18 protein-coding genes are annotated in these 23,973 nt (G+C 53.3%); 8 read left to right on the top strand and 10 right to left on the bottom strand.

Annotated features, from left to right (window positions below):
• Positions 1 to 17: 17 nt before the first annotated feature.
• The 9 genes from ACEVJL_RS14125 to ACEVJL_RS14165 form a co-directional block, all read right to left on the bottom strand.
• Positions 18 to 1,103: an S-methyl thiohydantoin desulfurase family protein gene (locus ACEVJL_RS14125; RefSeq protein ID WP_110442297.1), complete on the bottom strand. Its 1,086-nt coding sequence runs from the start codon at positions 1,101 to 1,103 to the stop codon at positions 18 to 20.
• A gap of 34 nt (positions 1,104 to 1,137) precedes the next feature.
• A complete protein-coding gene (locus ACEVJL_RS14130; protein WP_325207818.1) occupies positions 1,138 to 2,718 on the bottom strand; it encodes an OPT/YSL family transporter in 1,581 nt (526 codons plus the stop codon).
• Between the two features lie 204 nt (positions 2,719 to 2,922).
• On the bottom strand, positions 2,923 to 3,681 hold the full coding sequence (locus ACEVJL_RS14135) for an IclR family transcriptional regulator (RefSeq protein ID WP_325207817.1): 759 nt from the start codon (positions 3,679 to 3,681) through the stop codon (positions 2,923 to 2,925).
• Positions 3,682 to 3,941: 260 nt separating this feature from the next.
• Positions 3,942 to 5,627 (bottom strand): cyclic-di-AMP receptor, encoded by a 1,686-nt coding sequence (locus ACEVJL_RS14140; RefSeq protein WP_374738209.1) that lies wholly within the window; start codon positions 5,625 to 5,627, stop codon positions 3,942 to 3,944.
• Positions 5,628 to 5,681: 54 nt separating this feature from the next.
• Positions 5,682 to 6,974: a cation:proton antiporter gene (locus tag ACEVJL_RS14145; RefSeq protein ID WP_374738210.1), complete on the bottom strand. Its 1,293-nt coding sequence runs from the start codon at positions 6,972 to 6,974 to the stop codon at positions 5,682 to 5,684.
• 50 nt (positions 6,975 to 7,024) lie between these two features.
• Positions 7,025 to 7,897 carry a DUF6282 family protein gene (locus ACEVJL_RS14150; protein WP_374738211.1) on the bottom strand — a complete coding sequence of 291 codons (873 nt, stop codon included), beginning with the start codon at positions 7,895 to 7,897 and terminating at the stop codon, positions 7,025 to 7,027.
• Positions 7,898 to 7,964: 67 nt separating this feature from the next.
• Entirely contained in the window at positions 7,965 to 9,536 is a 1,572-nt protein-coding gene (locus ACEVJL_RS14155; protein WP_325207813.1) for a BCCT family transporter, read from the bottom strand.
• A 32-nt stretch (positions 9,537 to 9,568) separates the two neighbouring features.
• The gene (locus tag ACEVJL_RS14160; protein WP_325207812.1) at positions 9,569 to 10,393 is read right to left on the bottom strand and encodes a carbon-nitrogen hydrolase family protein; all 825 of its coding nucleotides are present in this window, start codon (positions 10,391 to 10,393) and stop codon (positions 9,569 to 9,571) included.
• A 135-nt stretch (positions 10,394 to 10,528) separates the two neighbouring features.
• The gene (locus tag ACEVJL_RS14165) at positions 10,529 to 11,467 is read right to left on the bottom strand and encodes an alpha/beta hydrolase (protein WP_374738212.1); all 939 of its coding nucleotides are present in this window, start codon (positions 11,465 to 11,467) and stop codon (positions 10,529 to 10,531) included.
• Positions 11,468 to 11,801: 334 nt separating this feature from the next.
• Here ACEVJL_RS14165 and ACEVJL_RS14170 point away from each other — a divergent pair, with 334 nt between their 5' ends.
• The 8 genes from ACEVJL_RS14170 to ACEVJL_RS14205 all read left to right on the top strand — a co-directional run bounded on the left by ACEVJL_RS14170 (position 11,802) and on the right by ACEVJL_RS14205 (position 23,691).
• A complete protein-coding gene (locus ACEVJL_RS14170; RefSeq protein ID WP_235398747.1) occupies positions 11,802 to 12,668 on the top strand; it encodes a MurR/RpiR family transcriptional regulator in 867 nt (288 codons plus the stop codon).
• A 140-nt stretch (positions 12,669 to 12,808) separates the two neighbouring features.
• The gene (locus ACEVJL_RS14175) at positions 12,809 to 13,684 is read left to right on the top strand and encodes an AraC family transcriptional regulator (protein WP_235398748.1); all 876 of its coding nucleotides are present in this window, start codon (positions 12,809 to 12,811) and stop codon (positions 13,682 to 13,684) included.
• Between the two features lie 168 nt (positions 13,685 to 13,852).
• Positions 13,853 to 15,208 carry an ABC transporter substrate-binding protein gene (locus tag ACEVJL_RS14180; RefSeq protein WP_374738213.1) on the top strand — a complete coding sequence of 452 codons (1,356 nt, stop codon included), beginning with the start codon at positions 13,853 to 13,855 and terminating at the stop codon, positions 15,206 to 15,208.
• Between the two features lie 81 nt (positions 15,209 to 15,289).
• Positions 15,290 to 16,210: a carbohydrate ABC transporter permease gene (locus ACEVJL_RS14185; RefSeq protein WP_374738214.1), complete on the top strand. Its 921-nt coding sequence runs from the start codon at positions 15,290 to 15,292 to the stop codon at positions 16,208 to 16,210.
• Between the two features lies 1 nt (position 16,211).
• Complete coding sequence (locus tag ACEVJL_RS14190; protein ID WP_110442285.1) at positions 16,212 to 17,048, top strand: carbohydrate ABC transporter permease; 837 nt, start codon at positions 16,212 to 16,214, stop codon at positions 17,046 to 17,048.
• 19 nt (positions 17,049 to 17,067) lie between these two features.
• Complete coding sequence (locus ACEVJL_RS14195; RefSeq protein WP_325207830.1) at positions 17,068 to 18,177, top strand: Gfo/Idh/MocA family protein; 1,110 nt, start codon at positions 17,068 to 17,070, stop codon at positions 18,175 to 18,177.
• A 55-nt stretch (positions 18,178 to 18,232) separates the two neighbouring features.
• Positions 18,233 to 18,688, top strand: coding sequence for a NanQ anomerase/TabA/YiaL family protein (locus tag ACEVJL_RS14200; protein ID WP_374738215.1), 456 nt, complete (start codon positions 18,233 to 18,235; stop codon positions 18,686 to 18,688).
• Positions 18,689 to 19,074: 386 nt separating this feature from the next.
• Positions 19,075 to 23,691, top strand: a complete 4,617-nt coding sequence (locus tag ACEVJL_RS14205; RefSeq protein ID WP_374738216.1) for an S-layer homology domain-containing protein — start codon at positions 19,075 to 19,077, stop codon at positions 23,689 to 23,691.
• A gap of 71 nt (positions 23,692 to 23,762) precedes the next feature.
• Here the strand turns inward: ACEVJL_RS14205 and ACEVJL_RS14210 are convergent.
• A partial coding sequence (locus ACEVJL_RS14210) for a hypothetical protein (RefSeq protein ID WP_374738217.1) occupies positions 23,763 to 23,973 on the bottom strand: 211 nt, incomplete at its 5' end.

The following is a 23,973-nucleotide window of genomic DNA, read 5'->3' on the forward strand; positions in this document are numbered from 1 at the left end:
AACCTCCTGTCAATGAATTAAAAGTCAACGTGAGCCAGCATGGGACGGTGGATGATGCCTTCCACCTCGGCCAGCAGTTCCTTGTCAAACATGGGGGCGGACAGCTTCAGGTTGCGATAGCTGGTGCGGATGAGATAGATCTCCTGCCCCGGCGCCAGATCGGAAGTGGGTGTGGGACGTCCGGTCTGGGCGTCAAAGGTCATGATGAGGTCGGGGAAGGTGCCCATCCGCTCTCCATCGGGGCCGTCCACCGTCATATACTCGTTCCAGAAGGACATCTCATAGCCGCACACCTTTACGGTGCCCACGTCAAAGCCGCCCTCGCTGCGCAGCTGATAGTCCTCTACGGTACCGCGGGTGAGTACCTGGCCGCCTAAAAAGTCGGCCACAGCATGTACGGCGTAGTCTACGGAACGCTCTAGACCCTGAGCATAGCACCGGCCTGTTTCAATGGCGTGGGAAAGTCCGCCCAGAGCGCTGTTTTCCCGCAGGAACTGGGCGGATACCGGGTTGCGCACCACGGCGACCAGACCGCCCGCCTCCACGGCGGAAGCCCGTACCAGCTTGGAACAGTGGGTGATGGAGCCGGTGACGGTGCACTCCACATGGCGGCCCAGCTCCTCCCGGCCGCCCACGCAGGTCATGGTGGTGACATAGCTGGGGTCCCGGTGAAGGTTCAGGCTGCCCATAACTCCGGTGGGGTGAGCTCGTCCGTTGCAGGGGGCATCCAGTAAGGGGATGCCCAGCACGGAGGCCTGGAGCCAGCCGTTGAAGGTGGAACCGCCGCCGTTTTCGTTGGTGACAATACCGCCAGGCTTCAGACCGGTTTTTTGCGTGAACAGTTCCACGCAGCGCAGCAGGTCTGCGGGACTGACGTACTTCTCCTTGGCAGCCGGGGCGCCTACCATAGAGGCAGTGACAATAATGGCGTCGGGGTCTACCGCGTCAATGGGGGTCAAGTGCAGGTCGCTGAACTCAACGGCCAGGTTGCCAGTCTGCGCGCCGGTGTCCGCCGAGCCGCCTCCGCCGCCGCCCAGGATGGAACCTCCCAGAGCAGCCCAGCTTACCGACTGGGCAGTGAGACGGGTGGAGTTTGTTTGCATGGTTACCGCTTCCTTTCCAAGATCATAAAACCTGTTACATGAGCATAGAACGGATGAGATTGCTGAAGAAGCCGTACAGACCGTCGCCGGCAATCAGACCGGAGTCACGCACTTCCATAAATTCGGTGCCGAAGATGAGACGCACTACCACAGCCAGCAGCACGCCGATACCGTAGATGGGGTTATTCAGCAGCAGGCCGGTGGCAAAGAGGACGCCCACCATCTTGGTGCCGAAGATGATCTGGATGATCGCACCGGGAATGGCCCACAGCAGCAGTTCCCGCAGCAGGCTGGGGTTCGCGCCGGCCTGAGCGGCAGCGGCGAAGGTATAGCTGATGGGAGGCATAATATCCTGGGAGAGATACATGTTGGCGAACATCAGCACCACCAGGATGCCGATGATGCCGCCCAGCATCTCTACCTTTACCTGCTCCTTGCGGCCCTGAATCTCACGGGCGGGATCGGCACCCTTGCCGCGGAGAATCCAGCCGGTCTTCAGGTCATAGCCCATGTCGGCAAAGCAGGGGCCCACGGAACTGACATAGCCGGTGAGGATGGCAACAGGCAGAGCGGGGAAGCCCATGAGAATACCCAGAGTCATGAAAATGGTGGTGATGGCAAAGGCGGGGAACCAGCCCGAGTGCATGGCGGCCATGCCTACCAGCACCATGGCCACGGCGGAGGAGAAGCCAGCCCACAGCACCCACAGCACGGACATGCCCAGAGGCATCTGGGTGAAAATGCCGGTCAGCGCACCGACAATGGCGGCGCCGCCCACAAACAGGCCCAGAGCCAAAGCGAGACTCTTCTTGGCGGAGTCCTGGGAGACAGTGATCTCCATCTTCTGGGCGGAAGCGCTCTTGTGGCCGCGGAGCACAGTGATGATAGACTGGACCAGGGCCACCATGCCCGCACCGATCATGACGCCGGAGGGGATGTTGGAAGCACCCATGTTAAAGCCGAAGAGCTGCTCGGAGTAGCCGCGGAGGATCAGGCCGATGCCCAGACCGGTCATGGCAATGATATCGGCAATAAATACGATGCCGATACCGGCCACCGGCAGCTTGAAGTAGCTGCCCACAACGCCGACCACCAGGCCCTCCAGCAGACGGCGGCCCTTTTTGCCGCCTTCGTCGCCGGCCTGAATGGCGGTAGCGGTAGCCACTCCGGGAGGCCAAGCGCCCTGGGCGGGGAAGATGGCAGAGTCATAGATGCGGCCGATGATGTAGATAGAGACCGAGGTGCCGATCATACATCCGATGCCCATCATCAGAATGGAGGAGGCCTCCCCCATCAGGAAAAGCATGGCCACAGCGATAAAGCCGCAGTTGGCAGCAGAGAATCCAGCTGCCGAAGCAATGGTCTGAAGCAAGTTCTGACGCTCCAGATTGCAGTATTTCAGACAGGCATTCAGGGGGATGCGGGCCACCAGCATGGCTACGATGGCTCCCAGCAGGGATGTGTTTGGTGTCGTTCCCAATTTGCCGATGATGTTCATACATACGGCGCCTACCAAAAAGGCGATGAGAATTCCGGGGATCAAGGTTCCGGGCTCAAAAGCCGAGATGTAGGTCTCTTGTTTGTACTGCTTCTTGCGTTCTTCCTTTGTTTGCATTGTGGTCCCTCCTCGGTAATATGCTTCTATCCTCCATCCCTCTTTTCGTGAGGGAATGAACGAACACAGGAAATAGTTTCCGATATACGGAAAACACAGGGAGCAAAATAAGGCGCAAAGCGTCGTATATTTCAATAACAAGAAAATATTTTCTATATGCGGAAAGACAAAAGGAAAACAAAGCGGGCGCATGCCCGTTTTGCTTTATTCCATACTTGGAAAGGCACCCATAGCCAAATTGATTTGTTCCGCTACCTCTCCAAACTTGCGTACCAGAGTCTGCTTGCTCTGGTCGGTGAGTTCGGAGATATAGCCGCCTGTGCTGATGGCACCCACGAGATTTTGGCTGCGGTCAAACAAGGGGAAACCCAATCCGAAACGGCCAGGGGTAAGGGTCCCCTCACTGAAGTCATAGCCGCACGCGGCGATCTCCTCCAACTTGGCTTCCAGTGTTTGCCGTGCAGAGCCGTGCATGGATAACCCGTCCATATAGCGCTGCTGCTCATGAGGCGGCAAAAAGGCCAGCAGCACACGGTTCGAGGCGCCTTTGTGCATGGGATAGATCCCGCCGGAACGTACAGAGTTGGAAGTATCCCGGATGGAACCAATTTTTTCAATGCAAATACTGCGTCCGGCACAGGGGATCGTCAGAATACAGTGTTCGCCGGTGCGCTCGTAGTAGTCCCACATGTAGTACTGGGCGATCCGCTTGACTTCCCGGTTATCCAGACTTTGTGCCCCAATGAGAAGCGCCTTGTCACCCAGAAAATACCGCTTTCCTCCCGGCTCCTGCTGCAGAAAACCAGAAGCAGTAAGGGTATATAAAAGCCGGTAGACCACGGTGGTGCTCATATTGCATTGTCGGGCCACTTCGCTTAATGTGAGCCCGGGAAATAAGCCGATCAGTTCCAGAATTTCCAAGGATCGACCCACAGTCTGCAGATAACTGCTGTTTTCCCCCATTCTAAAATCATCGCTTTCCTATTTTAGAAAATTATTTATCTATATCGGATAAATTTACTATATCGAAGATTGGAACAGGTGTCAATCGCAATCTGCATATTTAAACAGAGAAAATTGAATGATTCAATTTGGCAAAAATGCTGAGCGTTCTGCGCGTTTACAGGTTCGGACTCCGGTAAATCTGCTTTGATATGAGGTGGAAAGAATATAGTCCAGCGGCAGCATGATTGCCATGGTTTATGAAAGAGTTGAAAAAATGGTCAAATTTTCTCAAATTCCTCCACTTCGGTGACGAAAATAGTGGCTCCGCCAACCACAACCTCGGTGTTGGCAGTAACTGAATGTGCGGGCAGCTGCATGGTGGACGGAATGTTTTCTACCCGCTTGGAACAGTTGGAACGGATGATCTCAATGGCGGGCTTGACCCGGTCGGCTTCAGTTCCAATGATCAGTGTCGTGTTGCCCCAGCTGAGAAATCCGCCGGAAGAGGCCATTTTCGTAAAGTAGTATCCACCCTCGCTGAGAGCACGGCACACTTCGTCTGAGTCTTTCTTGCTGATAATGGCGGTAATCATCTTCATGGAAATACGTCCTTTCTGCTTCTGCTTGGAGTCTCTGGCGCTGTAGAGCTGCCATTCTCTGCGCTGGCGCAGGTAGAGCAGCAAGCCAACACTTCCGGTTACCGTTTCGGCAATGGGGAACGCGCCCCAGGAGTAGCCCAGGCCAAACTGGGAAAGTCCCCAGAAAATTGGAATCAGGCAAAAAATCTGTCGGGTCAGAGCCAGAATCACACTGGGAATGGCCTTGCCGATGGCCTGGAAAAATACCGGCGTCATCAAGGAGGGAACGGCGGGAAGAAAGCTCAGCCCAATGATACGGAAGGCTGGGACACCGATCTCTAAAACTCGGACGTCTTGAGAGAAAATAGACAGCAGACGATCGGGAATCAGTTCAAAACAGGCCACTCCTACCAGCATAAAGCTCATGGCCAGAAGAGTGGCATCCACCAGTACAGCTTGGCAGCGACGGTAATTTCCCTTGGCGTTGGTATAGCTCAACAGGGGAACAATGCAGGTTTGAAGTCCGGCCATGGGGATAAAGAAGAACGACTGCACCTTATAGTAGAGTCCCAGTACTGTAACTGCCTCATCACAGAAGCCGGCCAGAATTACGTTGAGTGCCACAATGTACACGGTGTACAGCATCTGCATAAAAATAGAGGGATAGCCAAGCTTATAGATCTGCCGGGCGTACCGGCTCAAGGCGCGCAGCTTTGGCGGTCTGCGCAGAGCGGAAGAAGTAATCAGCGCGGCTACCACCTGGCCTGCCACAGTGGCATAGCCGGCTCCAGCTACTCCCAGGGCAGGAATGGGACCAAGTCCGAAGATCAGGATGGGGTCCAGCAAAATGTTGGTCAGTGCACCGGAAATCTGGGCCAACATGGGCAGGCGCATATTTCCGCCAGCCTGATGTACTTTGCTCCAGATGCTCTCCAAGAAAACACCCAGACTGCCTACACATACGATGCGGCCGTAGGTGACTGCATATTCCACTGCTTGCGGAGACTCAGCGGAAGTTGCCACATAGGGACGCATAAAGAGGCTGCTCAGTACAGCAAATATGGCCCAGCTAATCACAGCCAAAGCAGCGCCTGTTCCGGCGGTTCGGTTTGCTCTCTGCACCCGTCCTCTGGCATAATCCCGGGACATCAGCGTATTTACGCCTACCCCGGTTCCCACTGCCAGAGCAGTGACGATAAGCTGGACTGGGAAAATTACCGACAGAGCGGTCAGTCCGTCGCCGGAATATCTGCCCACGAAGTAGCTGTCCACGATGTTATACATGGCCTGGATGAGCTGGGCCAGCATAACGGGAGGTGCAATGCGAAAAAGGATTTTCCAGATGTTGTCCTCGTCAAAAATCATAGCGGAGCAGGAATCACGCATGTTTTTGCCTTCCTCTGGGGTAAAATCATCTATGACATGGAATGATAAACCGGGTTATGGCTTTTTTTGCTTTCTGCCACGAAGCGCATCATTTAAATCCAGCACAGTCTGAGTTGCTGCGTCAAATTCCCGGAGTTCCTGATAGTCATCGACAAGCTTGCTGTATACCAAATCGCCTTCCAAAGCCTTCTTGCTCTTGGGATAAACCGCGCGGAGCATGACCGGGGTAATGACAGTAGTAACCACAACCATAAGAACCACAGGAGCCAAGAATACCTGACTCATCATACCGCTGGCAATACCTTTATTGGCTACAATCAGGGCAACTTCTCCTCGGGACACCATGCCTACGCCGATGCGAAGAGACTCATCTGTGGTATAGCGGCAAATACGGGCGCTGATGCCGCAGCCAATGATTTTCGTTACAATAGCCACCAGGGTAATGATGAGAGTTAAAACGGCAGTATTCCAGTCCATGTATTCTAAAGAAACCTTGAGACCGACGCTGGCAAAAAATATAGGAGAGAGAAACATGTAAGACAAGGTCTCACAGCGGGAGTTGATGTAGGTTGCTCTGGTTGTATTGGAAATCATCAAACCGGCGAAGAATGCCCCAATGATGCCGGCAACTCCGAACACTGCCTCTGCAATATAAGCGTAGAAAAAGCAAAAAGCCAAAGAGATTACGGCAAATCGTTTCCGGTTCCATTGGGCGCAATCCATCCAGGCCTGAATGAGATGGTGGACCAGTTTTCCTACTACTGCCGTGGTTACAAAAAAGAGCAGTACTTTAATCAGGACGATGCCTAATTCACTTCCCTGACTGGAGGCACTGGTGATAAAGGTCAGTAGGATCAGGCCCAGGACATCATCAATCAAGGCGGCACCCAAAATCGCACTGCCGGAGCGAGTGGACAGTTTTCCCATCTCTTTTAATGTTTCTACGCTGATAGAGACCGATGTGGCAGTCAGTACCGTGCCCACAAATACATTCTCCCAGAATGCGCCGTTGCCCTGATTGTACAGCGCAGCTACGCCAAATCCTCCCAACCAGGGGACACATACCCCGCACAGGGCGATCCAGAAGGAGGCCTTGCCGGAGGCTTTTAATTCATTTATATCCGTTTGCAGACCTGCAGCGAACATTAGAACAATCACGCCAAGTTCCGAAACCTGCGCCAGAAATTCTGTAGAGGACACAATTCCAAGCATGCTCGGGCCCAGAATCATGCCTGCGACCAAAGCTCCTACCACCTGAGGCAGGTCTACCCGTTTGGTCAGCATGGCAAAGAGTTTTGTGGTAAGTAAAATAACAGCCACATCAAAGACAAAGCGATACGAATCCATAGTATACTCCCCTGCTCAACAACGTCAACATCAAGAATAAAGACGGATTTTTATTTTTGAATTCCCAATACGTACTCCGGAACGACACATAGCATGGTGTGGATTTCGTCCATCGTGATGCCCTGCCGCAGCAGCTGAGAAATAAAGCAACTCATTCCTTCTACAGGGGTCTCACGACCGGCTTGTCCCCGGTCTGTGGATAAAAAGCAGTGTTCCGCACCGACAATACGGATGTGTGACGCCATTTCTTCTATGGAGCAGTTCCCCTCCCCTACGTTGTACCAGCACTTTTCTACCCAGACCCCCATTTGGGCCAGACTTTTTTGGATTTCAGGAGAGACAGTCGTACGATCCCACTCCGGATGAGTCAAAACCATGCGCACTCCGCGGCGGCGGCCTTCCACGCAAAGTTTGACGCTTTCCTCTGTGCTGATGTGTCCGGTAGCTAAGGCGGCGTCGTACTCTTTGACTACATCCATTACATCGTATACTTCTGGTTTTAAAGAACCGAACTCATCCAACAGGGAGATACCAGGCCGGCGAAAGAAATCGCCGGGCATGTCTCCGGACAACAGACAATTTTCTGCATCGCGGGTGGGCATAAAGACCATACTGGCGCCCATTTTCAGAGCACTGTGAACCGCGTACGGATTGATTCCTCCCACGGGATGATTTAAGGGGATGGCTCCGAATGCTTTTGCGCTGCCAGCGGGCATCCTGCGGTTTACCAATGCGGCCCGGGCTCCGGTGGGTTCATAGTGGCACTTGATCATGACCCCCTTCATCCCGGCGCGCGTTGCCTGCTCAATCAGCTCAAAATCGTCCAGGGAGCGGGAGACATGGGAGGGAATGGTATGGGTATGGAGATCGTAACCACCTGACAGTAAGAACTTGGTATCCTGGTGCGATTCGTTCTGGTTCATAATGTACTCCTTATCAATTTTGGTCAGAGAAAAAGGGGCGATCCATCGGACCGCCCCTTTGTGTTGTTTATTCCTTCGTTTGAAGCTCTTCTGCTTCGTCAAGCTGTGTTGTTTTATCAAACTTTTTATACTTCTTAATCAGAATGCCCAGGCTGGCAGTGGCGCCGATCATGATCAGAGCGGCAAACATACCGCCAAAGTTGGCGATGATCTTAACACCGTCCACGCCTACGGTGGCGATCATGATATAACCAACAGCCATGGCCACAAAGCCCCAGGCGCACTTGAGCCAAATGGGAGCCTCGGGGTTGTCGGGGCTGATTCCCCGGGTGGAGATACCCGCCATGGCGATAGTGTTGGAGTTGCAGGCCGTTACCGTGGACAGGAAAATCAAGATAACGAACAGAGGGATAATAAATTTGCCGCCGGGCAGGGCCTCCAGCATGTCATAAGCTACGTTCTCTACGCCGCGGTCATAGGAGGCGCACAGGTCGGCCAGACCGGCCTTCTCAACCCAAAGGGAAGTGCCGCTGACAAGAACCATCCAGATCGCGCTGATGGAAGCGCAAACACCAACATACATGCCCAACACATGCTTGACCTTGCGGCCATAGGCGATGCGGCCCATAAAAGCGCCGGAAGTGGGAGCCCAAGCCATCCAGCTGAACCAGTAGAAGGTGGTCCACCACTGGGGCCACTGGCTGTCCTTAGCAGCGCCAGTTACCAGGATGCGCTCCAGGAAGGTGCCGGCAAAGCCGCCCATAGCTTCGGTGGACAGGTTGAGCAGGAAGGGAGCGTTGGAGAACAGCAGCAGGAACAGCAGGAAGATCGCAAAGCCATACACGTTGATGTTGGATACGTGCTTCATGGCTTTCTGAATACCGGACACTGCGGTCACAACGGTGACGACGCCTACAACGATGCCGACGATCAGCCACAGGCGGGCATCCGAGGGGATACCAAGCAGCTTGGAGACACCGCCTGAGATGTTCATGAACGCCTGAGCTACCGAGCCGGCCATGCCTGCACCAATGGCAAACAGCGTGATCGCATCGATGATCTGCATCCAGCGATTGGAGTACACCCGCTCGCCCAGGAGGGGAGAGATTTGGCTGGCGATGGAGAAGGGCTTTTTGGCGTTATAGTACATGAAGGCGAATACAACAGCGGGGACGGTATACATGCAGTAGGGAACAATGGTCCAGTGGAGGAACATGGTTTCCATGGAGAACTTCATAGCCTCCGGAGTCAAAGGCTCAATACCATAAATCTCTGTGGGAGTATACAGATAGTGGGCAATGGGTTCTGCAGGTCCCCAGAACAAGACACCGGCAGCCATGGTAGTGGTCAGGGCGATGGTGAACCAGGCAAAGTTAGACAGTTCGGGCTTGGCATTTTCACCGCCAATGCGTACATTTCCGAATTTGGAAAACATAGCCCACACGGAAATGATTACGATGGCCAGGGCCAAAACGCTGGCCGCCCAGCCCAGATTGGCAATAATCCAGTTATTGATATTGTTGATCAGTCCAAGGAAGGTTTCCTGGCTTATAATACTCAGCACAACAAAAGCGGCCAAAATGATAAAGGGCGGGAAAAAGGTCATTGGCCGGAGTTTCACGCGTTCATCTTTATTCATGATGTTTCTCCTCTCTCAATATTTGGCCGATCCTATTTTGTCAAAGCATCATAGTCTTCTGGGTGCCGGTCGATCAAAACGGTATTAAATTCCCGTTCCTTTGCCACTCTGGCCAGATCGATGGTTCCATACAGGATGCCCTCTTCTTCCACCCCGCAGGAAGCCATAAGCTCACCGATTGGACTGCAGATTTGACTTTTGCCGGCAAAATACTGATCTCCTGTTGGGCCGCACATGTTGACTGCGGCTACATACATCAGGTTATCGATGGCGCGGCAGCACAGATTGATATCCCACCACTCTTTAAAATAGAAATTTCCCCTCCAGGCGGCGGGAACCAGCAGAATCTCCGCTCCGTTCAGCGCCAGCAGACGGCTGGTTTCCGGAAAGCAAACATCATAGCAAATAGTGATGCCGATCTTTCCCAGCTTGGTATCAAATACCGGGTATTGTGTTCCGCGCTGCAGAAGAGTCCGCTCATCCCCTACCGGATGAGTTTTTGCATAGCTTCCCAGCAGCGTTCCTTCATCGTCGATCAGATAAGCGCGATTTTCAACGGCGCCATCCTGGCTTTTCCAGAAGGCGGGAGCCAGAATATGAACGCCAAGTTCTTTGGCCAGTGCTTTCATGAAAAGGACTGTTTCGCCCTGCTCGTTTTCTGCCGCAGCCATCATCTCGGGAATTCTTGTGCTGATATATCCAACATCAAAGGATTCCGGCAGACAAATCAGTTTGGCTCCATTTGCTGCGGCCGTGCGAATATAGCCCTCAGCCTTGGCCAGGTTCTCTTTCCGATTTAAGAAATCAGATGCCATTTGAATCATGGCAACCTGATATGGAACGGGATACTGCTCCATGGACTGAATCTCCCCTTTGTTAGTCTCTCTTGGAACAAGAGTAAGCCGAATACAATAGCGCCTCCGAAGGAAAATGATTTAGTTTTCTGTCGGAGGAGTCATAAGTGTGTTCAGTTTTGGTTTTACAGCAATGAATCAGATATGAGCCTGGAAGAAATCGTTCATTGCCTGGCACAGACCCTCCAGCTTGGGGTCGCCGTCGAACATCCACTCGTTGTGCTTGCCCTCTACGTAGTACAAAGCCTTGGGCTCGTTGGCCAGCTTATAGGCATCCTCTGCCTCCTCGCGGTCATGCAGCTCGTTATACTTGCCGTGGCCCACGAAGACAGCGCAGTCAGGAGCCAGCTTGGGCAGAATGTCCTGTACGTTGAAGCGGACAAAGGACTCGGCAATGACAGAGGACATGGGGGTGGGGAAGGGCTCCTGGTAGTCGCCGCCGATAGACTCTTCCAGACCGCCGTTGAGCTCCTTCAGGGTGTGATCGGTGTAGAAATCACCGGACTCATCGATGTTGGGATAGAACTCATAGGGGTGACGCAGGACGGGATCACCGGTGCTGACCCGCTTATACTTGTCCTCCTCCAGGGTGCGCAGCATCTTGTAGAACTTATCATTGCCCATGCCCATACGCATCCAGCGGCGGCCATCGGTGAAGGAGTTCAGAGTAGCCACGGCCTTGACGGTCTTGTCGCGATAAGCGGCATTGACGCAGACAGCGCCGCCCACGCCCCAGCCGATCAGGGCGATGTGGTTGGGGTCCACTTCGGGCTGATGCTTGAAGAAAGTCACGGCGTTGTTCACGTCGTCCACTTCCATCTCCAGAGTGGTGTACTTATTCATGCCGCTGATGCCGCCGGAGGGCTTGAAGCCACGGTAGTCAAAGCCCATGCACACATAGCCGAACTTGGTCATCTGGCGGGCAAACATGGCAGGATAAACCTTGTTCAGGCCGGTCCAGCCGGAGTTGGCAATGATGCCGGGACGCTTCTCGCCGTCCTTGTAGTCATCAGGCAGGTAAATGGTACCTACCATCTTGGTACCTTCGCTGTAGAAGATTACTTCACGCTGCTGCATAATCAAAAGCTTCCTTTCTGAATATAGTGCTGTATTTTTGTTTGGGATCAGGTCTTAACCTTGGCTATATTCTACACCCAAAAAGGAATAAGTCAACCTATTTTTATTAGAAAAGGAATATTTGTTCTTTTATACAGAATGGATGCTCCCGTTTTGTTCCTTTTTACAATAGAAAGGAATAAGCGTTCCGAACCAAAAAGAAAGAAATGAAGAGGGTTAGGATTATTAAGATAAATGCCTGCTGCTATTGACGCGGAAGAAGAAGCATAGTATTCTGTGTCTATAGGAAGCGTTTCCCATTTTTTTCTACAAAAAAGAGCGGAGTGAATCTTTAATGGCCGAGAATATATTGGATGAAATCGTGCGCATAAAGGATCTGCTGCCGAAAAAGCAACAGAAGCTCTGTACCTATTTGGCGCTGAATTATAAGCAAGTTGGCGTTATGACGGTAGCGGAACTGGCCCAAGCCGCAGGTGTGGGTACCACTACGGTGATGCGGTTGGTTCAGACGCTGGGACGTCCTAGTTTTAGCGTGTTCAAAAAGGAGCTGCTCGATGCATCTTTGATGCGTACAACCACGTCGTACCTGAGCTTAAAAGAAACCTTTCATAACGAAGAGACCGAAGATGGAAATAACCTGCTCTACCGGGTGGTCAACGATGGAATGCAAGTTCTTCAGAATCTGTGTACCACATCCAATACCCAGCAGTTTCAGGCGATTTCGGACCTTCTGTTCCAGGCTGACCGTATCTTCACCATCGGACTGCGCTCCAGCAAGGCATTGGCTTTGTACTGCGAGTACTCCTTGAGCACATTCCATCCCCAGGTGATTCAGCTGAGCAATGACACGGAGTTTATTTATGACCGGATTGGACTGAAGATGAAGTCCACAGATGTTCTGCTGGTATTTTCCGCCTGGCCCTGCACCAGGAAAACCATTGAGGTAGCAGAATACTGCCACTCGCTGGGAATCCCGGTGGCGTTGGTGACCAATACCAGCTTGAACCCCATTATTAAATTTGCCCAGGCGGTTGTTGATACCAATTCCGTCAATCATCCCAGCGGAGATATGGTTTTCATGGCGGTGATTGAGGCTCTGGTGGCGGAACTGGGGCGGCGGACGGCGCCGCAGTCCACACAGAATGTGGAACGCATAGAGGCCATTCTCAGCGAGAAAAAGATCGTACAGAGAGAATATTGATTGCTGTAAATCGAAAAGCGGGCATCCATTCCCACAAAATCGGGATGGATGCCCGCTTTATGTCATGGGAGCCGCCTTGAGTTCCGATACAGCAGATGCTAGAATGAAAAAAGCACCTGACACAAAAGGGGGAAGATGAAGTGGAGATCGAGCACGCCCTGTATACGGCGATGCGGTTTAACTTTTTATATGTAGACCGCTATGTATTTCGGTCCGGATGGATCTATCCCAATAGCTATATCCCATATACCATGGTGCGCTATATCCTAAAAGGAAGCGCGGAATTTATTTTGAACGGGAAGAGCTTTTACGTCCATGAAAAGCAGGTCATTTATATCCCGGAGGGGTGTTATCTGGAGTGTCACGCCTTGGAGGACTACTTTGAGTTTATCAGTATTCGGTTTAAGGTGACTACCCAGCTGGCTACCGACAACTTTTTGCAGGAGTATTACCGTATCCAGACGGTAAACAACTGCGGCCAGCAGGATGAGATGGAGCGCCACTTTCAGGAGGTATACCGGAACGCTACCAGCCAGAACCCCAGCAAGGTGTTCCACATCCGGGGGAATCTGGAGCTGATCGTGGCCTGGCTGGTAGACCAGGTGGCGGGGGATGTTCAGCGCATGGAGCGGCCGACGGTGGAGTACTCCTTTGAGCGTACCCTTCAAAAAGAGGAAGACCTGGAGGCCTACCGGCAGGACCCCAGGATCAACGTGCTGGTGGACTACATCGTCACCCACCCTACCGAACATTATACCTCAGAGGTGCTGTGCCAGATGGTCAATGTCAGCCCCTCCACCCTGCGCAGGCTGTTTAAGAAGCACACCGGGAAATCGCCCAGCGACTTTATTCAGGACCTGCGCCTGACGGTGGCGGCCCGGCGGTTGCTGGTGACCAACGACCGGATATCATCCATCGCCTATCAGGTTGGATTTGAGGACCCAAACTATTTCTCTCGCATCTTCCAAAAGAACTTCGGGGTGTCTCCTCAGGCATACAGGAAAAACGCACAATAGAAAATAAGGTATTAAAAAACAGATTGTAAAAAATAGTCAAAACAAAACGAGCAAATAATGACTGTATTATGCTAGTATTAGGTGGTTTGTCATATTGTAAAATAATATCCTCCAATATATACTGTAAACATAGTAAAAGTAAACAAAACAGAAGTGGAGGATTGGAACATGAAGAAATTGCTTTGCATCTCCCTTGCAGCAGCGCTTTCCCTTTCCCTGTTGGCTGGTTGTAACAACGGCGCAACCTCCTCCGGCGGCTCCGGCACTCCCTCAGGATCTGGCTCCGGTGGTGAGCTCAGCGGAGAAATCACCTTCTGGCATTCGTTTACTCAGGGCGCCCGTATGGAGGCCATCCAGGCGGCTGCCGACCAGTTCATGAAGGATAACCCCGGCGTAAAAATCAACATTGAGACTATGGCCTGGGGCGACTTCAACACCAAGTGGAACGCGGGCATCACCACCGGCGACCTGCCCGACATCAGTACCGCCCAGAACACTGGCGAGGTCGTGGAAATGCTCAATGCCGGCGTGCTGGCGCCCATGGACAGCACCATCGATGCCATCGGCCGGGACCTGTTCTCTGCCAACGCTCTGGCCGACATGACCATGGACGGCGCTACTTACGGCGTACCTTATTACTCCCACGCTCAGGTCATGTGGTACCGCACCGACCTGCTGGAGGCCAACAACCTGGAGGTCCCCAAGACCTGGGATGAGTTCTATAACGCTGCGGTGGCTCTGACCAAGGACGGCGTGTATGGCTGCGGCTTCTCCTGCAGCCCCAACGACCTGCTGTGCACCCGTTACCTCAACTACTACGTCCGTTCCGGCGGCGGCAGCCTGCTCAACGACGATCTGACTGCCAACCTCACCAGCGACCTGGCCATTGACGGCATCAACTTCTGGGTCAAGGTTTATAAGAACTGCTCCCCCGCCGAGACCATCAACTACACCGTCAACGACCATGCCACCCTGTACTATCAGGGCACCACGGCCTTTGACTTCAACTCCGGCTTTATGATCAGCGGCGTGGAGTCCAACCGCCCTGACCTGCTGCAGTATGTCTCCTGCGCTCCTCTGCCCACTCTGAAGGAGGGCGACCCCTATTACAGCGCCGAGGCTACCCACATTCCTCTGGTGACCTGGAAGAATTCCGAGCATCCTGAGATCTGCCAGGCCTTCATCGAGTACCTGTATCAGGAGGACAATTACCTCAACTTTCTGGCCGCCGTTCCCGTGGGCATGCTGCCCGCCATCAAGGGGATCGACCAGAACGAGACCTACCTGTCCAACCCCATCGTGCAGCAGTTCTCCGACGAGGCCGCTGTCATCGCCAAGGCGGTGGATGAGGGCAGTGCCATCGGCTTTGAGCACGGTCCCAGCGCGCAGGCCGGTCTGCTGACCAGCCAGGGCGTCATTGAGGAGATGTTCCAGGACATCATCACCAATGGCACCGACGTGGAGACCGCAGCCAAGGCGGCGGAAGACAAGCTCAACGAGATCTTCAGCACCATGGTCATGTAACAACTTCGCAACCGAAATGAAGGGGCGGGAAGAACACTCTTCCCGCCCCTGCTTCTCAAAGGGAGAGTGGGAGGTGACCCTATGAAGTCAAAAAGCCATGCCGCCCGCACCGGCGGCATCTATGGAAGCAAGGTGACCCGGTGGGTCTTTGTCGGTCCGGCTATGCTGGTCGTGATCTGCCTGCTGGTGTATCCTCTGCTGTCCACGCTGGTATACAGCTTTACCAACAAAACCATGATCCGTCCGGATTTTGATGTGGTGGGCTTTCAGAACTACATCAGCCTGCTCAAGGACGAGGAGTTCTTTACCGCCTTTGGTCATACCCTGTTCTGGACTGTCTGCAGCGTATTGGGACAGGTTATCGTGGGATTTATTGGGGCGCTGTGCCTTAACCGGGTAAAGAACAACGTGGCCAAAAATATGTTCCGCATTTTCGCCATCATTCCCTGGGCATTCCCGGCCATTGCCACCGCCATGACCTGGAAGTGGCTGCTCAACGGAATCTACGGCTTTGTCCCCACCATGATGAAGGATCTGGGGCTGACCGAGGGCCTGATCCAGTTTTTGAGCAACAGCGACCTGGTGCTGCCCACCCTGGTGGGAATCAACATCTGGTTTGGCGCGCCGCTCATCATGGTCAACGTGTACGCGGCCCTGCAGACCATTCCCCGGGACCAGTACGAGGCGGCCCAGATCGACGGCGCCAACGCCTGGCAGTCCTTCCGGTATGTCACCGCCCCCCACATCCGCACCGTGGTGGGTCTGCTGGTGGTACTGCGTACTGTGTGGGTGTTCAACAACTTTGATATCATCTACATGATCACCGGCGGCGGTCCGGCGGGCGCCAGCACCACCATGCCCATCTTCATCTACGACACCGGCTGGACCGGACGTCTGGTGGGCAAGGCCTCGGCGGCCTCCATCCTGCTGCTGCTCTTCCTGATCATCCTGTGCGTGCTGTACTTCTCGGTGATCAACCGCTGGGAGAAGGAGGATGGCTAAGATGAATAAACGGAAAAAATTCTCTCCGGGCGGCTGTTTTTCCTATGTCTATCTGATCGTGCTGTCCGTCATCTCGGTGTTCCCCCTGCTGTGGCTGCTGGTCTCTGCCTTCAAATCCAGCGGGGAGATGCTGGCCCATCCCACCACCTTCCTGCCCATTGACTGGACATTGGAAAACTTCAAAACCGTCCTGTTTACCCTGAAATTTACCGTCAACATCAAAAACAGCCTGATCGTTGCCCTGTGTACCACGGTCATCGCCACCTTTATCTCCGCCCTGGCCGCCTATGGTATCATCCGCTTCTTCCCCAAGCTGGGCAACATCATGACCAAGATCCTGATTACCACCTACATGTTCCCCTCCATCATGCTGGTCATCCCCTACGCCGTGGTCATGAATGTGCTGCATCTGACCAACAGCCGGGTGGGCCTGGTGCTGGTGTACATGTCCTTCAGCGTACCCTACGCCGTGTGGATGCTGGTGGGATTTTTCAAGACGGTGCCCATCGACATTGAGGAGTCGGGGCGGATCGACGGAGCCAACCGGTTCCAGGTATTCACCCGCATCGTGCTGCCTCTGGTCCGGCCCGGCATCGTCTCCACCGCCATCTATGTGTTCATCAACGCGTGGAACGAGTTCCTCTATGCCCTGCTGCTGGTGAGCAGCTCCACCAAGACCACCTTGTCGGTGGCGGTCAAGACCCTGGAGGGCGCGGACATCCTCAACTGGGGCTCCATGATGGCGGCCAGCGCCATTGTGGTTCTCCCCTCCATCATTTTCTTCTGTATGATCCAAAACAAAATTGCCGGCGGACTGGCCGACGGCGCGGTAAAATAAGAAAGGCAGGTTACATACTATGAAGACCATCGGTTACGCCATTGTGGGTGTGGGATACTTCGGCGCCGAGCTGGGCCGCATCATGAACGAGCAGGAAGGCGCCCGGGTGGTGGCCGTCCTGGACCCGGAAAACGGGGAGACCATCGCCAAAGAGTACGGCTGTGACGTGGAGACTGATCTGGATACCCTGTGCGCCCGGCCTGACGTGGACGCGGTACTGGTGGCGACTCCCAACTACCTCCACAAGGAGCCCGTGCTGACCGCCGCCCGGTATAAGAAGCATGTCTTCTGTGAAAAGCCCATGGCCCTGTGCTATGCCGACTGTGACGAAATGGTCAAGACGGCCCAGGAAAACGGTGTGATTTTCATGGCCGGCCATGTCATGAACTTCTTCCGGGGCGTGCGTCATGCCAAGCAGCTCATTGCTGAGGGCAAGATCGGCCGGGTGCTCTATGCCCACTCCGCCCGCAACGGCTGGGAGGAGCCGCAGCCGGAGATCAGCTGGAAAAAGATCCGTGCCAAATCCGGCGGACACCTGTACCACCACATCCATGAGGTGGACTGCATCCAGTTCATCATGGGTCCCGCCACCGAGGTCACCATGACCGGCGGCAATGTAGCTCACCAGGGAGAGCAGTTCGGCGACGAGGACGATATGCTGTTCCTGAACCTGGAGTTCGGCAACAACACCTACGCCCTCATTGAGTATGGTTCTGCGTTCCACTGGCCGGAGCACTATGTGCTCATCCAGGGCACCGAGGGCGCCATCCGCATCGACATGTGCAACGTGGGTATGACGGTAAAGACCAAGGACGGCAAGGAGGAGCACTACCTGGTCCACGAGACCAAGGAGGAGGACGACGACCGTACCCACATCTACCACAGCACTGAGATGGACGGCGCCATCCAGTACGGCCACCCCGGAAAGAAGCCTCCCCTGTGGCTGCACGGCATCATGAAAAATGAGATGAAGTATTTTAACGGCATCATGCACGGCGAGCCCGTTCCCGACGAGTTCCGGCCCCTCATGACCGGCCAGGCTGCCCGGGCCGCCATCGCCACCGCCGATGCGGCCACCCGCTCTCTGCGGGAGGACCGCAAGGTGAAGATCTCGGAGATCACCGGCTGATCTGGTACAGCGGCGGAAAATGTCCGACCGTGGACGAAAAAGGAGTCGATCCATTATGATCTATGACAGCCTGAAGCGTCTGGAGCGGTATGAAGGCCTCTTCCCCCGCCTCTACCGGGGATTGGAGCTGCTGCGTACCACCGACTTTTCCACCCTGGAGGATAAGCTGTATGAAGTAGAAGGGAGAGATCTCTTCTTCTCCCTCCAATCCTACGACAGTAAGCCGGCCAACGATACCCCTGAGGCCCACCGGGACTATATTGATATCCAGTTCCTGGTGGAGGGGGAGGAAAAGATCGGGATTGCGCCTCTGGAGGATATGGTGGAGAAAGTGGAGGGCCGCCCGGACAGCGACATTTGGTTTTACCGCGGACCGGTGGATGAAATCACCCTCACCGGAGATCGGTTTGCCGTCTTCTTCCCCGGCGACGCCCACGCCCCCGGGATTGCACCGGAGAAGCCCGCCCACTGCCGCAAGTGTGTGGTGAAGGTGCGGCTGAGTAAGAGTTAAGTTCAAAATTATACAAAATATATAAATGCCCGGTGCATCAGATATGGTGCGCTGGGCATTTTTTATTTGAATCTGCATTCTCGTGCCTAATATATGGAAATGTGTATTGAGAATTGGAAACAACTGTGCTATAATTCTAGCACTGGGCCAGATATTACGGAAACCCAGGAGCGTAGATTTGGGAAGAGATTTTTTGGAAAAGGTGGCGATAGATGGAATATTTTGTGCATATGATATGCACATGTATTACGGCTTACGGTGTGCCGCACTATGTTGGGAGAAGGAAGGGTGATACAGTAGAAAATGGGTGTTAATATCACAAGCCACGTAAATTCTGAACTGCGGCAGTTTTAAGCCGGTAAAAAACCAAGTAAAGGAGAATGAACATGAAGAAACGATTGTTAGCGCTCTTCCTGGCATTCGTGATGGCAATGTCTCTGTTGCCAGTCAGCGTGTTTGCTGATGGAGGAACAGGCGGCCAGCTGCAAGGAACGAAGGACAATCCGATTACTGCCAGCAAAGATGGCGTAACGGTAAATAAGTATGTTTCTCAGGGTGAAGGTGGTCAGTACAATCTGACCCTGGAGGCCTATGCCGAAAATAAGGTCACCAGCACGACTACCACCACCCCCCTGGATATTGTCTTGGTGCTGGATACGTCCGGCTCCATGAATGATTCTTTTGGGAATGGACAAGGAAGTAGACTATCTGCATTGAAAACAGCGGTGGATTCTTTTATTGGCAAGGTAGCTGAAAACGCAAAGAAGACAGAAGCCAATCATCAGATCAGCATTGTCACATTTAATGACATGACTTCACTTATTTGCGAATTAACACCTGTTAGTACTGATGCCCAAGCTCTAAAAGCTGCCGTTAAGGGTCTGTCGGCCAGCGGTGCGACTGGAACTGACGAGGGCATGAAGAAAGCAGAGAATGTGCTGAAAAACGCACAGAAAGACTCTGAGCGAATTGTTATTCTGTTTACCGATGGCGTGCCCACGAGATTTAGTGATTATAGTCCATCTGTAGCCCATGACGCTGTCAATGCAGCCAAGCGCATGAAGGATGTCGGGGTGACCGTATATACCATCGGTATCTTCCCTGACGCAGATCCGAGCAATACTTCGACTAATGCCAATAAATTCATGAACGCGGTATCCTCCAACTATCCGAATGCAAAGTCGGATATAACAGGCTCCGCTTTCGGTATCCCTTATAAGTGGACCATTACTTTAGGCCGCAGAGGCGAGGGTGAATATTACTTTGCATCCAGTTCTGCGTCCGACCTTGAGAATGTATTTGATACCATTGCCAATACCGTAACCAGCAGCACCCTGGAGGTGAATCCCGATGAGGATGCAGTCCTCAGCGACACTCTGTCTGAGTACTTCAACTTCCCTGAGGGATTGGCTGATGGAAATTACGCCGATGTTACAGTACAGAAAGTGCCTGTAGTGGGTAAGAGCGACAAAACCTATACTTGGGGCGAGGCAGAAGCTGTTTCTGGTGCAAAGGTAACTGTAACTGGCGATAAGATCGAGGTTACAGGTTTTAACTATAAGGAGAACGCCGTTACAGAGAAAACCGAAAATGGCAATACGACCTATGGCGGCTACAAGCTGGTGGTTACCTTCCCCATTGAGGTGGATGAAAACGCCTGCTTGGAGAATCCTGTTGAAACTGGAGTATATCCGACCAACAGCATTGGGTCCGGAAGCCTGGCCGGTCTGTCCTATAAGAGCAGCAATTCTGCCGGCAGCAATAATGCCAGCACCACATTGAGCGGAAGTCCTGCCGTACATCTGACCGATCTGGACGGCAACGGCACGGACGTAAAAGTGCAGGTCTATGTGGATGGAACACTGGTTACGGAACCGTTCAGCTACATTACTCTGACCAGAGATTCCGGGGATACCTCTTATGATTACATCAAGACGACGGTTGTGGGAGACGGTACCATCAACTGCGACTTTAACTATGATCCGGATCAGGGTCAGCATGATTGCATTGACCTCGAAGTAACAGTTACAGGCAGTGTGTATGTTCTGCAGGGCGTAAGCTCCTACCAGGACTATGGAATGAGCGGAACAGACAATGTAAGAAATAGCGGCAATAACAAGTATGTCATCGACAATGTGACTGCGGTTGGCAGCACCGAAGATGTCAACTGCAAAATCTATCTGCGCACCAAGTACAGCGTAGAGTATTATCAGGGCGACAGAAAACTGACCGAAGAGCCTTATAACGACTCCAACATCTATGTTTCCAGTCAGGATGTTCAGGCTTCTACTGATTTGGCGCAGTACCCCACCGATGGGAATAGTGCATTGATGGGCTGGAAGAATGACAACTGCAAGACTTCCGTCGCTCTGCCCGCTCTCCCCACCGTAGAGAACCATGACGTCAGCGGCTGGTATCTGGGCAGCGCGACCAATACCGCCACAACCTATACCGGATCCTTCAACGCGATCAGCGAAGATTCCGATCAGGCTGGAAGCGATGCGGATGACAACATCATCTGCTTCTATGCCACCACGGCGCTGAAGAGCTACGATATCACCATCAATTATCAGGATGAAACGAATCAGCCTCTTAAGACTGCGCATACCGAGTCCAAGAACAGCGGCGAGCAGTATTCCTTCGATGTGAGCAAGGAAGCTGACGCAACCATTCCCTTCATCATTGATAAGGGCGAGACACAGTATGTTTTCAATCAGATCAAGAGCGGTTCTCTGTCTGGTACTGTGACTGGTCCTGTCAACATTACCGCAGAGTATCTGCTGGACTCTGACAAGGACGGCACCCCCGATAAGTACGAGGCTACCGTGACCTACAAGGTGGTCAATGGTACTTGGTCTGACGAGACTACTGATGTTAAGACAGCAAACTTTATCCTTAAGACCTTTGATCAGGAGACCAACACTTGGAAGCCCACCAATCCTACTCTGGGAAGCACCATCCCCACCGGCATGCAGCCCGATGAAACCCATGTTGCCCCCGGTGCGTGGGATACAGAGCCTACTGCCAATACCCTGGTAACTGGTCCCAAGACCTACACCTACACCTTTAACACTACCGTCAACTCTAAGCTGAAGGTGGAGAAGACCCTGGAAAAGGTCAACGGGGAAGCTTATACCACTGGTAAGGTGGAAGCCGATGACGTGCTGACCTACACCATCAAGGTAACCAACACCGGCAATGTTTCCCTGAGCAACATTGTTGTGACCGACACCTTTACCGGCAGCGCTGCACCTGTTGCTGAAGGCGTGACCTGGAATCTGAATACGGAGACCGGAAAGTACGAGGCTACCTGGAATATTAGTGAGTTGGCCGCGGGCGCCGATGCAACCCTGACCTACACCTACACCGTCCGGGCTGCGGACCAGGGCAAGACCATCACCAATAACGCGGTGGCTGCCTCTGGTGACACTACGGGTAGTGATACGAATGAAGTCACTGTCTATAACCCCGACATGACCGTCACAAAGGCAGTGACCAAGGTCAACAATGATGAGGTTACTGCCGACAAGACCGTAGTGGTCCAGAAGGACGATGTGCTGACCTACACCATTACGGTGAAGAACACCGGCGATCAGGATCTGACCAATGTGGTTGTGACCGATACCAAGTGGTCCAACGGCACGAAAATTACTGTTTCCGGTATAAATGATCCTGTTACGCTGACCGGCGACAGCTACACCATCGGCACTCTGAATGTGGGTGACACAGTCACCATCACCTACACCTATACCGTCACGGAAGCGGATGTGAAGGCTGAAAAGGTCACCAACAATGTTTCTGTTAAGAGCAAGGAGACTCCCGGTGGCGAGAGCGGCGGAACGACGACTAATGTTGTCGGCAACTATACCATTGAAGCCTCTTCCGGTGCCAACGGAACTATTTCTCCCAATGGCTCTGTTACAGTAACTGCGGGCGCTGATCAGGCCTTTACTATTACTGCTGACGCTGGTTACCACATTAGTGATGTGACCGTGGACGGTGTGAGCAAGGGTGCAGTCAGCAGCTATACCTTTAAGAATGTTCAGGCTAACCACACCATCCGTGCTACCTTTGCAAAGGACTCGAATCCCACCAGCTACACTCTGTACTATCATCCGAATTTCGGAGGGTACAAGCCCTTCTATCAGAGCAGCAGTACTCGGAGTGTGACGGTCAAGGAGTATGAGAATGTGGGCCGCCTGCCCGAGCGGGACGGATATGTCTTTGTAAGCTGGAATACTGAGCCGGACGGCAGCGGTGAGCGCTATATGCCTGGCGATCCCTTCCATATCAAGGGGTCTTCGGATCACCTGTATGCCCAGTGGCAGAAGGACAAGACCGGTCCCGACGACAGCGGCGTGTCCAACTGGCTGGAGACCGATGAGCACAGAGCATACCTCACCGGCTATCCCGACAGCACTTTCCGCGCTGACCGGAACATGACCCGCGCTGAGGTTGCCCAGATGTTCTACGCCCTCCTGCTGGACAAGAATGTCACTATTACCAAGTCCTTCTCCGACGTGCCCGATGACGCCTGGTATGCCACCGCGGTCAAGACCCTGGCCAGCCTGGGCATGATGGACGGCTATCCCGACGGTACCTTCCGTCCTGACGAGCCCATCACCCGCGCCGAGTTTGCCACCGTTGGCCTGGCGTTTGCCTACGATCCCCTGGATGCCAGCTGCTCCTACTATGATGTGGGTGCCAACGCCTGGTACTACACCTATGTGGCTCAGGCTACCACCTACGGCTGGATCGGCGGCTATCCCGACAACACCTTCCGTCCCGGCAACAACATTACCCGTGTGGAAGTGTGTGTCATTGTCAACAACATGCTGGGCCGCGATGCGGACGAGCGCTACATCGACCGCCACGAGGACGAGCTGGTACACTTTGTGGATCTGAGTGACAGCTATTGGGGTTACTACACCATCATGGAGTCCACTAACACCCATGAGTACACCGGCAGCTTCACCAATGAGAAGTGGACCGACGTGAAGTAATATCCCCCACAAAATGTTCCAATGAAAGGTGCTTGCAGAAATGTGAGCATATAAAGCGAGACTGGACAGCCTTATATTAGGCTGTCCAGTCTCATTTTGTGCGCTAGGATAAATCCTTTGGCCTTATTACTCTGGTATTTAAGAGTGAAATCTGACTTTCCTTCGTAACCGTCAAAGGAACAGGCGGATAGACTTGCATGAGATAATAGTGCTGGAACGAAGCGGAACGTTCCAGCACTATTTTGTACAGGGGGGCTTTCAGTGACATCTATGGAATTGAAA

This window comes from Flintibacter porci, assembly GCF_041925195.1.
In the GTDB taxonomy this organism is placed as follows: Bacteria; Bacillota; Clostridia; order Oscillospirales; family Oscillospiraceae; genus Lawsonibacter; species Lawsonibacter porci.

Bases quoted from the DNA above. Each gene is read 5' to 3' on its own strand.
- ACEVJL_RS14125 (WP_110442297.1), bottom strand. From the start codon at position 1,103: ATGCAAACAAACTCCACCCGTCTCACTGCCCAGTCGGTAAGCTGGGCT.
- ACEVJL_RS14130 (WP_325207818.1), bottom strand. From the start codon at position 2,718: ATGCAAACAAAGGAAGAACGCAAGAAGCAGTACAAACAAGAGACCTAC.
- ACEVJL_RS14135 (WP_325207817.1), bottom strand. From the start codon at position 3,681: ATGGGGGAAAACAGCAGTTATCTGCAGACTGTGGGTCGATCCTTGGAA.
- ACEVJL_RS14140 (WP_374738209.1), bottom strand. From the start codon at position 5,627: ATGCGTGATTCCTGCTCCGCTATGATTTTTGACGAGGACAACATCTGG.
- ACEVJL_RS14145 (WP_374738210.1), bottom strand. From the start codon at position 6,974: ATGGATTCGTATCGCTTTGTCTTTGATGTGGCTGTTATTTTACTTACC.
- ACEVJL_RS14150 (WP_374738211.1), bottom strand. From the start codon at position 7,897: ATGAACCAGAACGAATCGCACCAGGATACCAAGTTCTTACTGTCAGGT.
- ACEVJL_RS14155 (WP_325207813.1), bottom strand. From the start codon at position 9,536: ATGAATAAAGATGAACGCGTGAAACTCCGGCCAATGACCTTTTTCCCG.
- ACEVJL_RS14160 (WP_325207812.1), bottom strand. From the start codon at position 10,393: ATGGAGCAGTATCCCGTTCCATATCAGGTTGCCATGATTCAAATGGCA.
- ACEVJL_RS14165 (WP_374738212.1), bottom strand. From the start codon at position 11,467: ATGCAGCAGCGTGAAGTAATCTTCTACAGCGAAGGTACCAAGATGGTA.
- ACEVJL_RS14170 (WP_235398747.1), top strand. From the start codon at position 11,802: ATGGCCGAGAATATATTGGATGAAATCGTGCGCATAAAGGATCTGCTG.
- ACEVJL_RS14180 (WP_374738213.1), top strand. From the start codon at position 13,853: ATGAAGAAATTGCTTTGCATCTCCCTTGCAGCAGCGCTTTCCCTTTCC.
- ACEVJL_RS14185 (WP_374738214.1), top strand. From the start codon at position 15,290: ATGAAGTCAAAAAGCCATGCCGCCCGCACCGGCGGCATCTATGGAAGC.
- ACEVJL_RS14190 (WP_110442285.1), top strand. From the start codon at position 16,212: ATGAATAAACGGAAAAAATTCTCTCCGGGCGGCTGTTTTTCCTATGTC.
- ACEVJL_RS14195 (WP_325207830.1), top strand. From the start codon at position 17,068: ATGAAGACCATCGGTTACGCCATTGTGGGTGTGGGATACTTCGGCGCC.
- ACEVJL_RS14200 (WP_374738215.1), top strand. From the start codon at position 18,233: ATGATCTATGACAGCCTGAAGCGTCTGGAGCGGTATGAAGGCCTCTTC.
- ACEVJL_RS14205 (WP_374738216.1), top strand. From the start codon at position 19,075: ATGAAGAAACGATTGTTAGCGCTCTTCCTGGCATTCGTGATGGCAATG.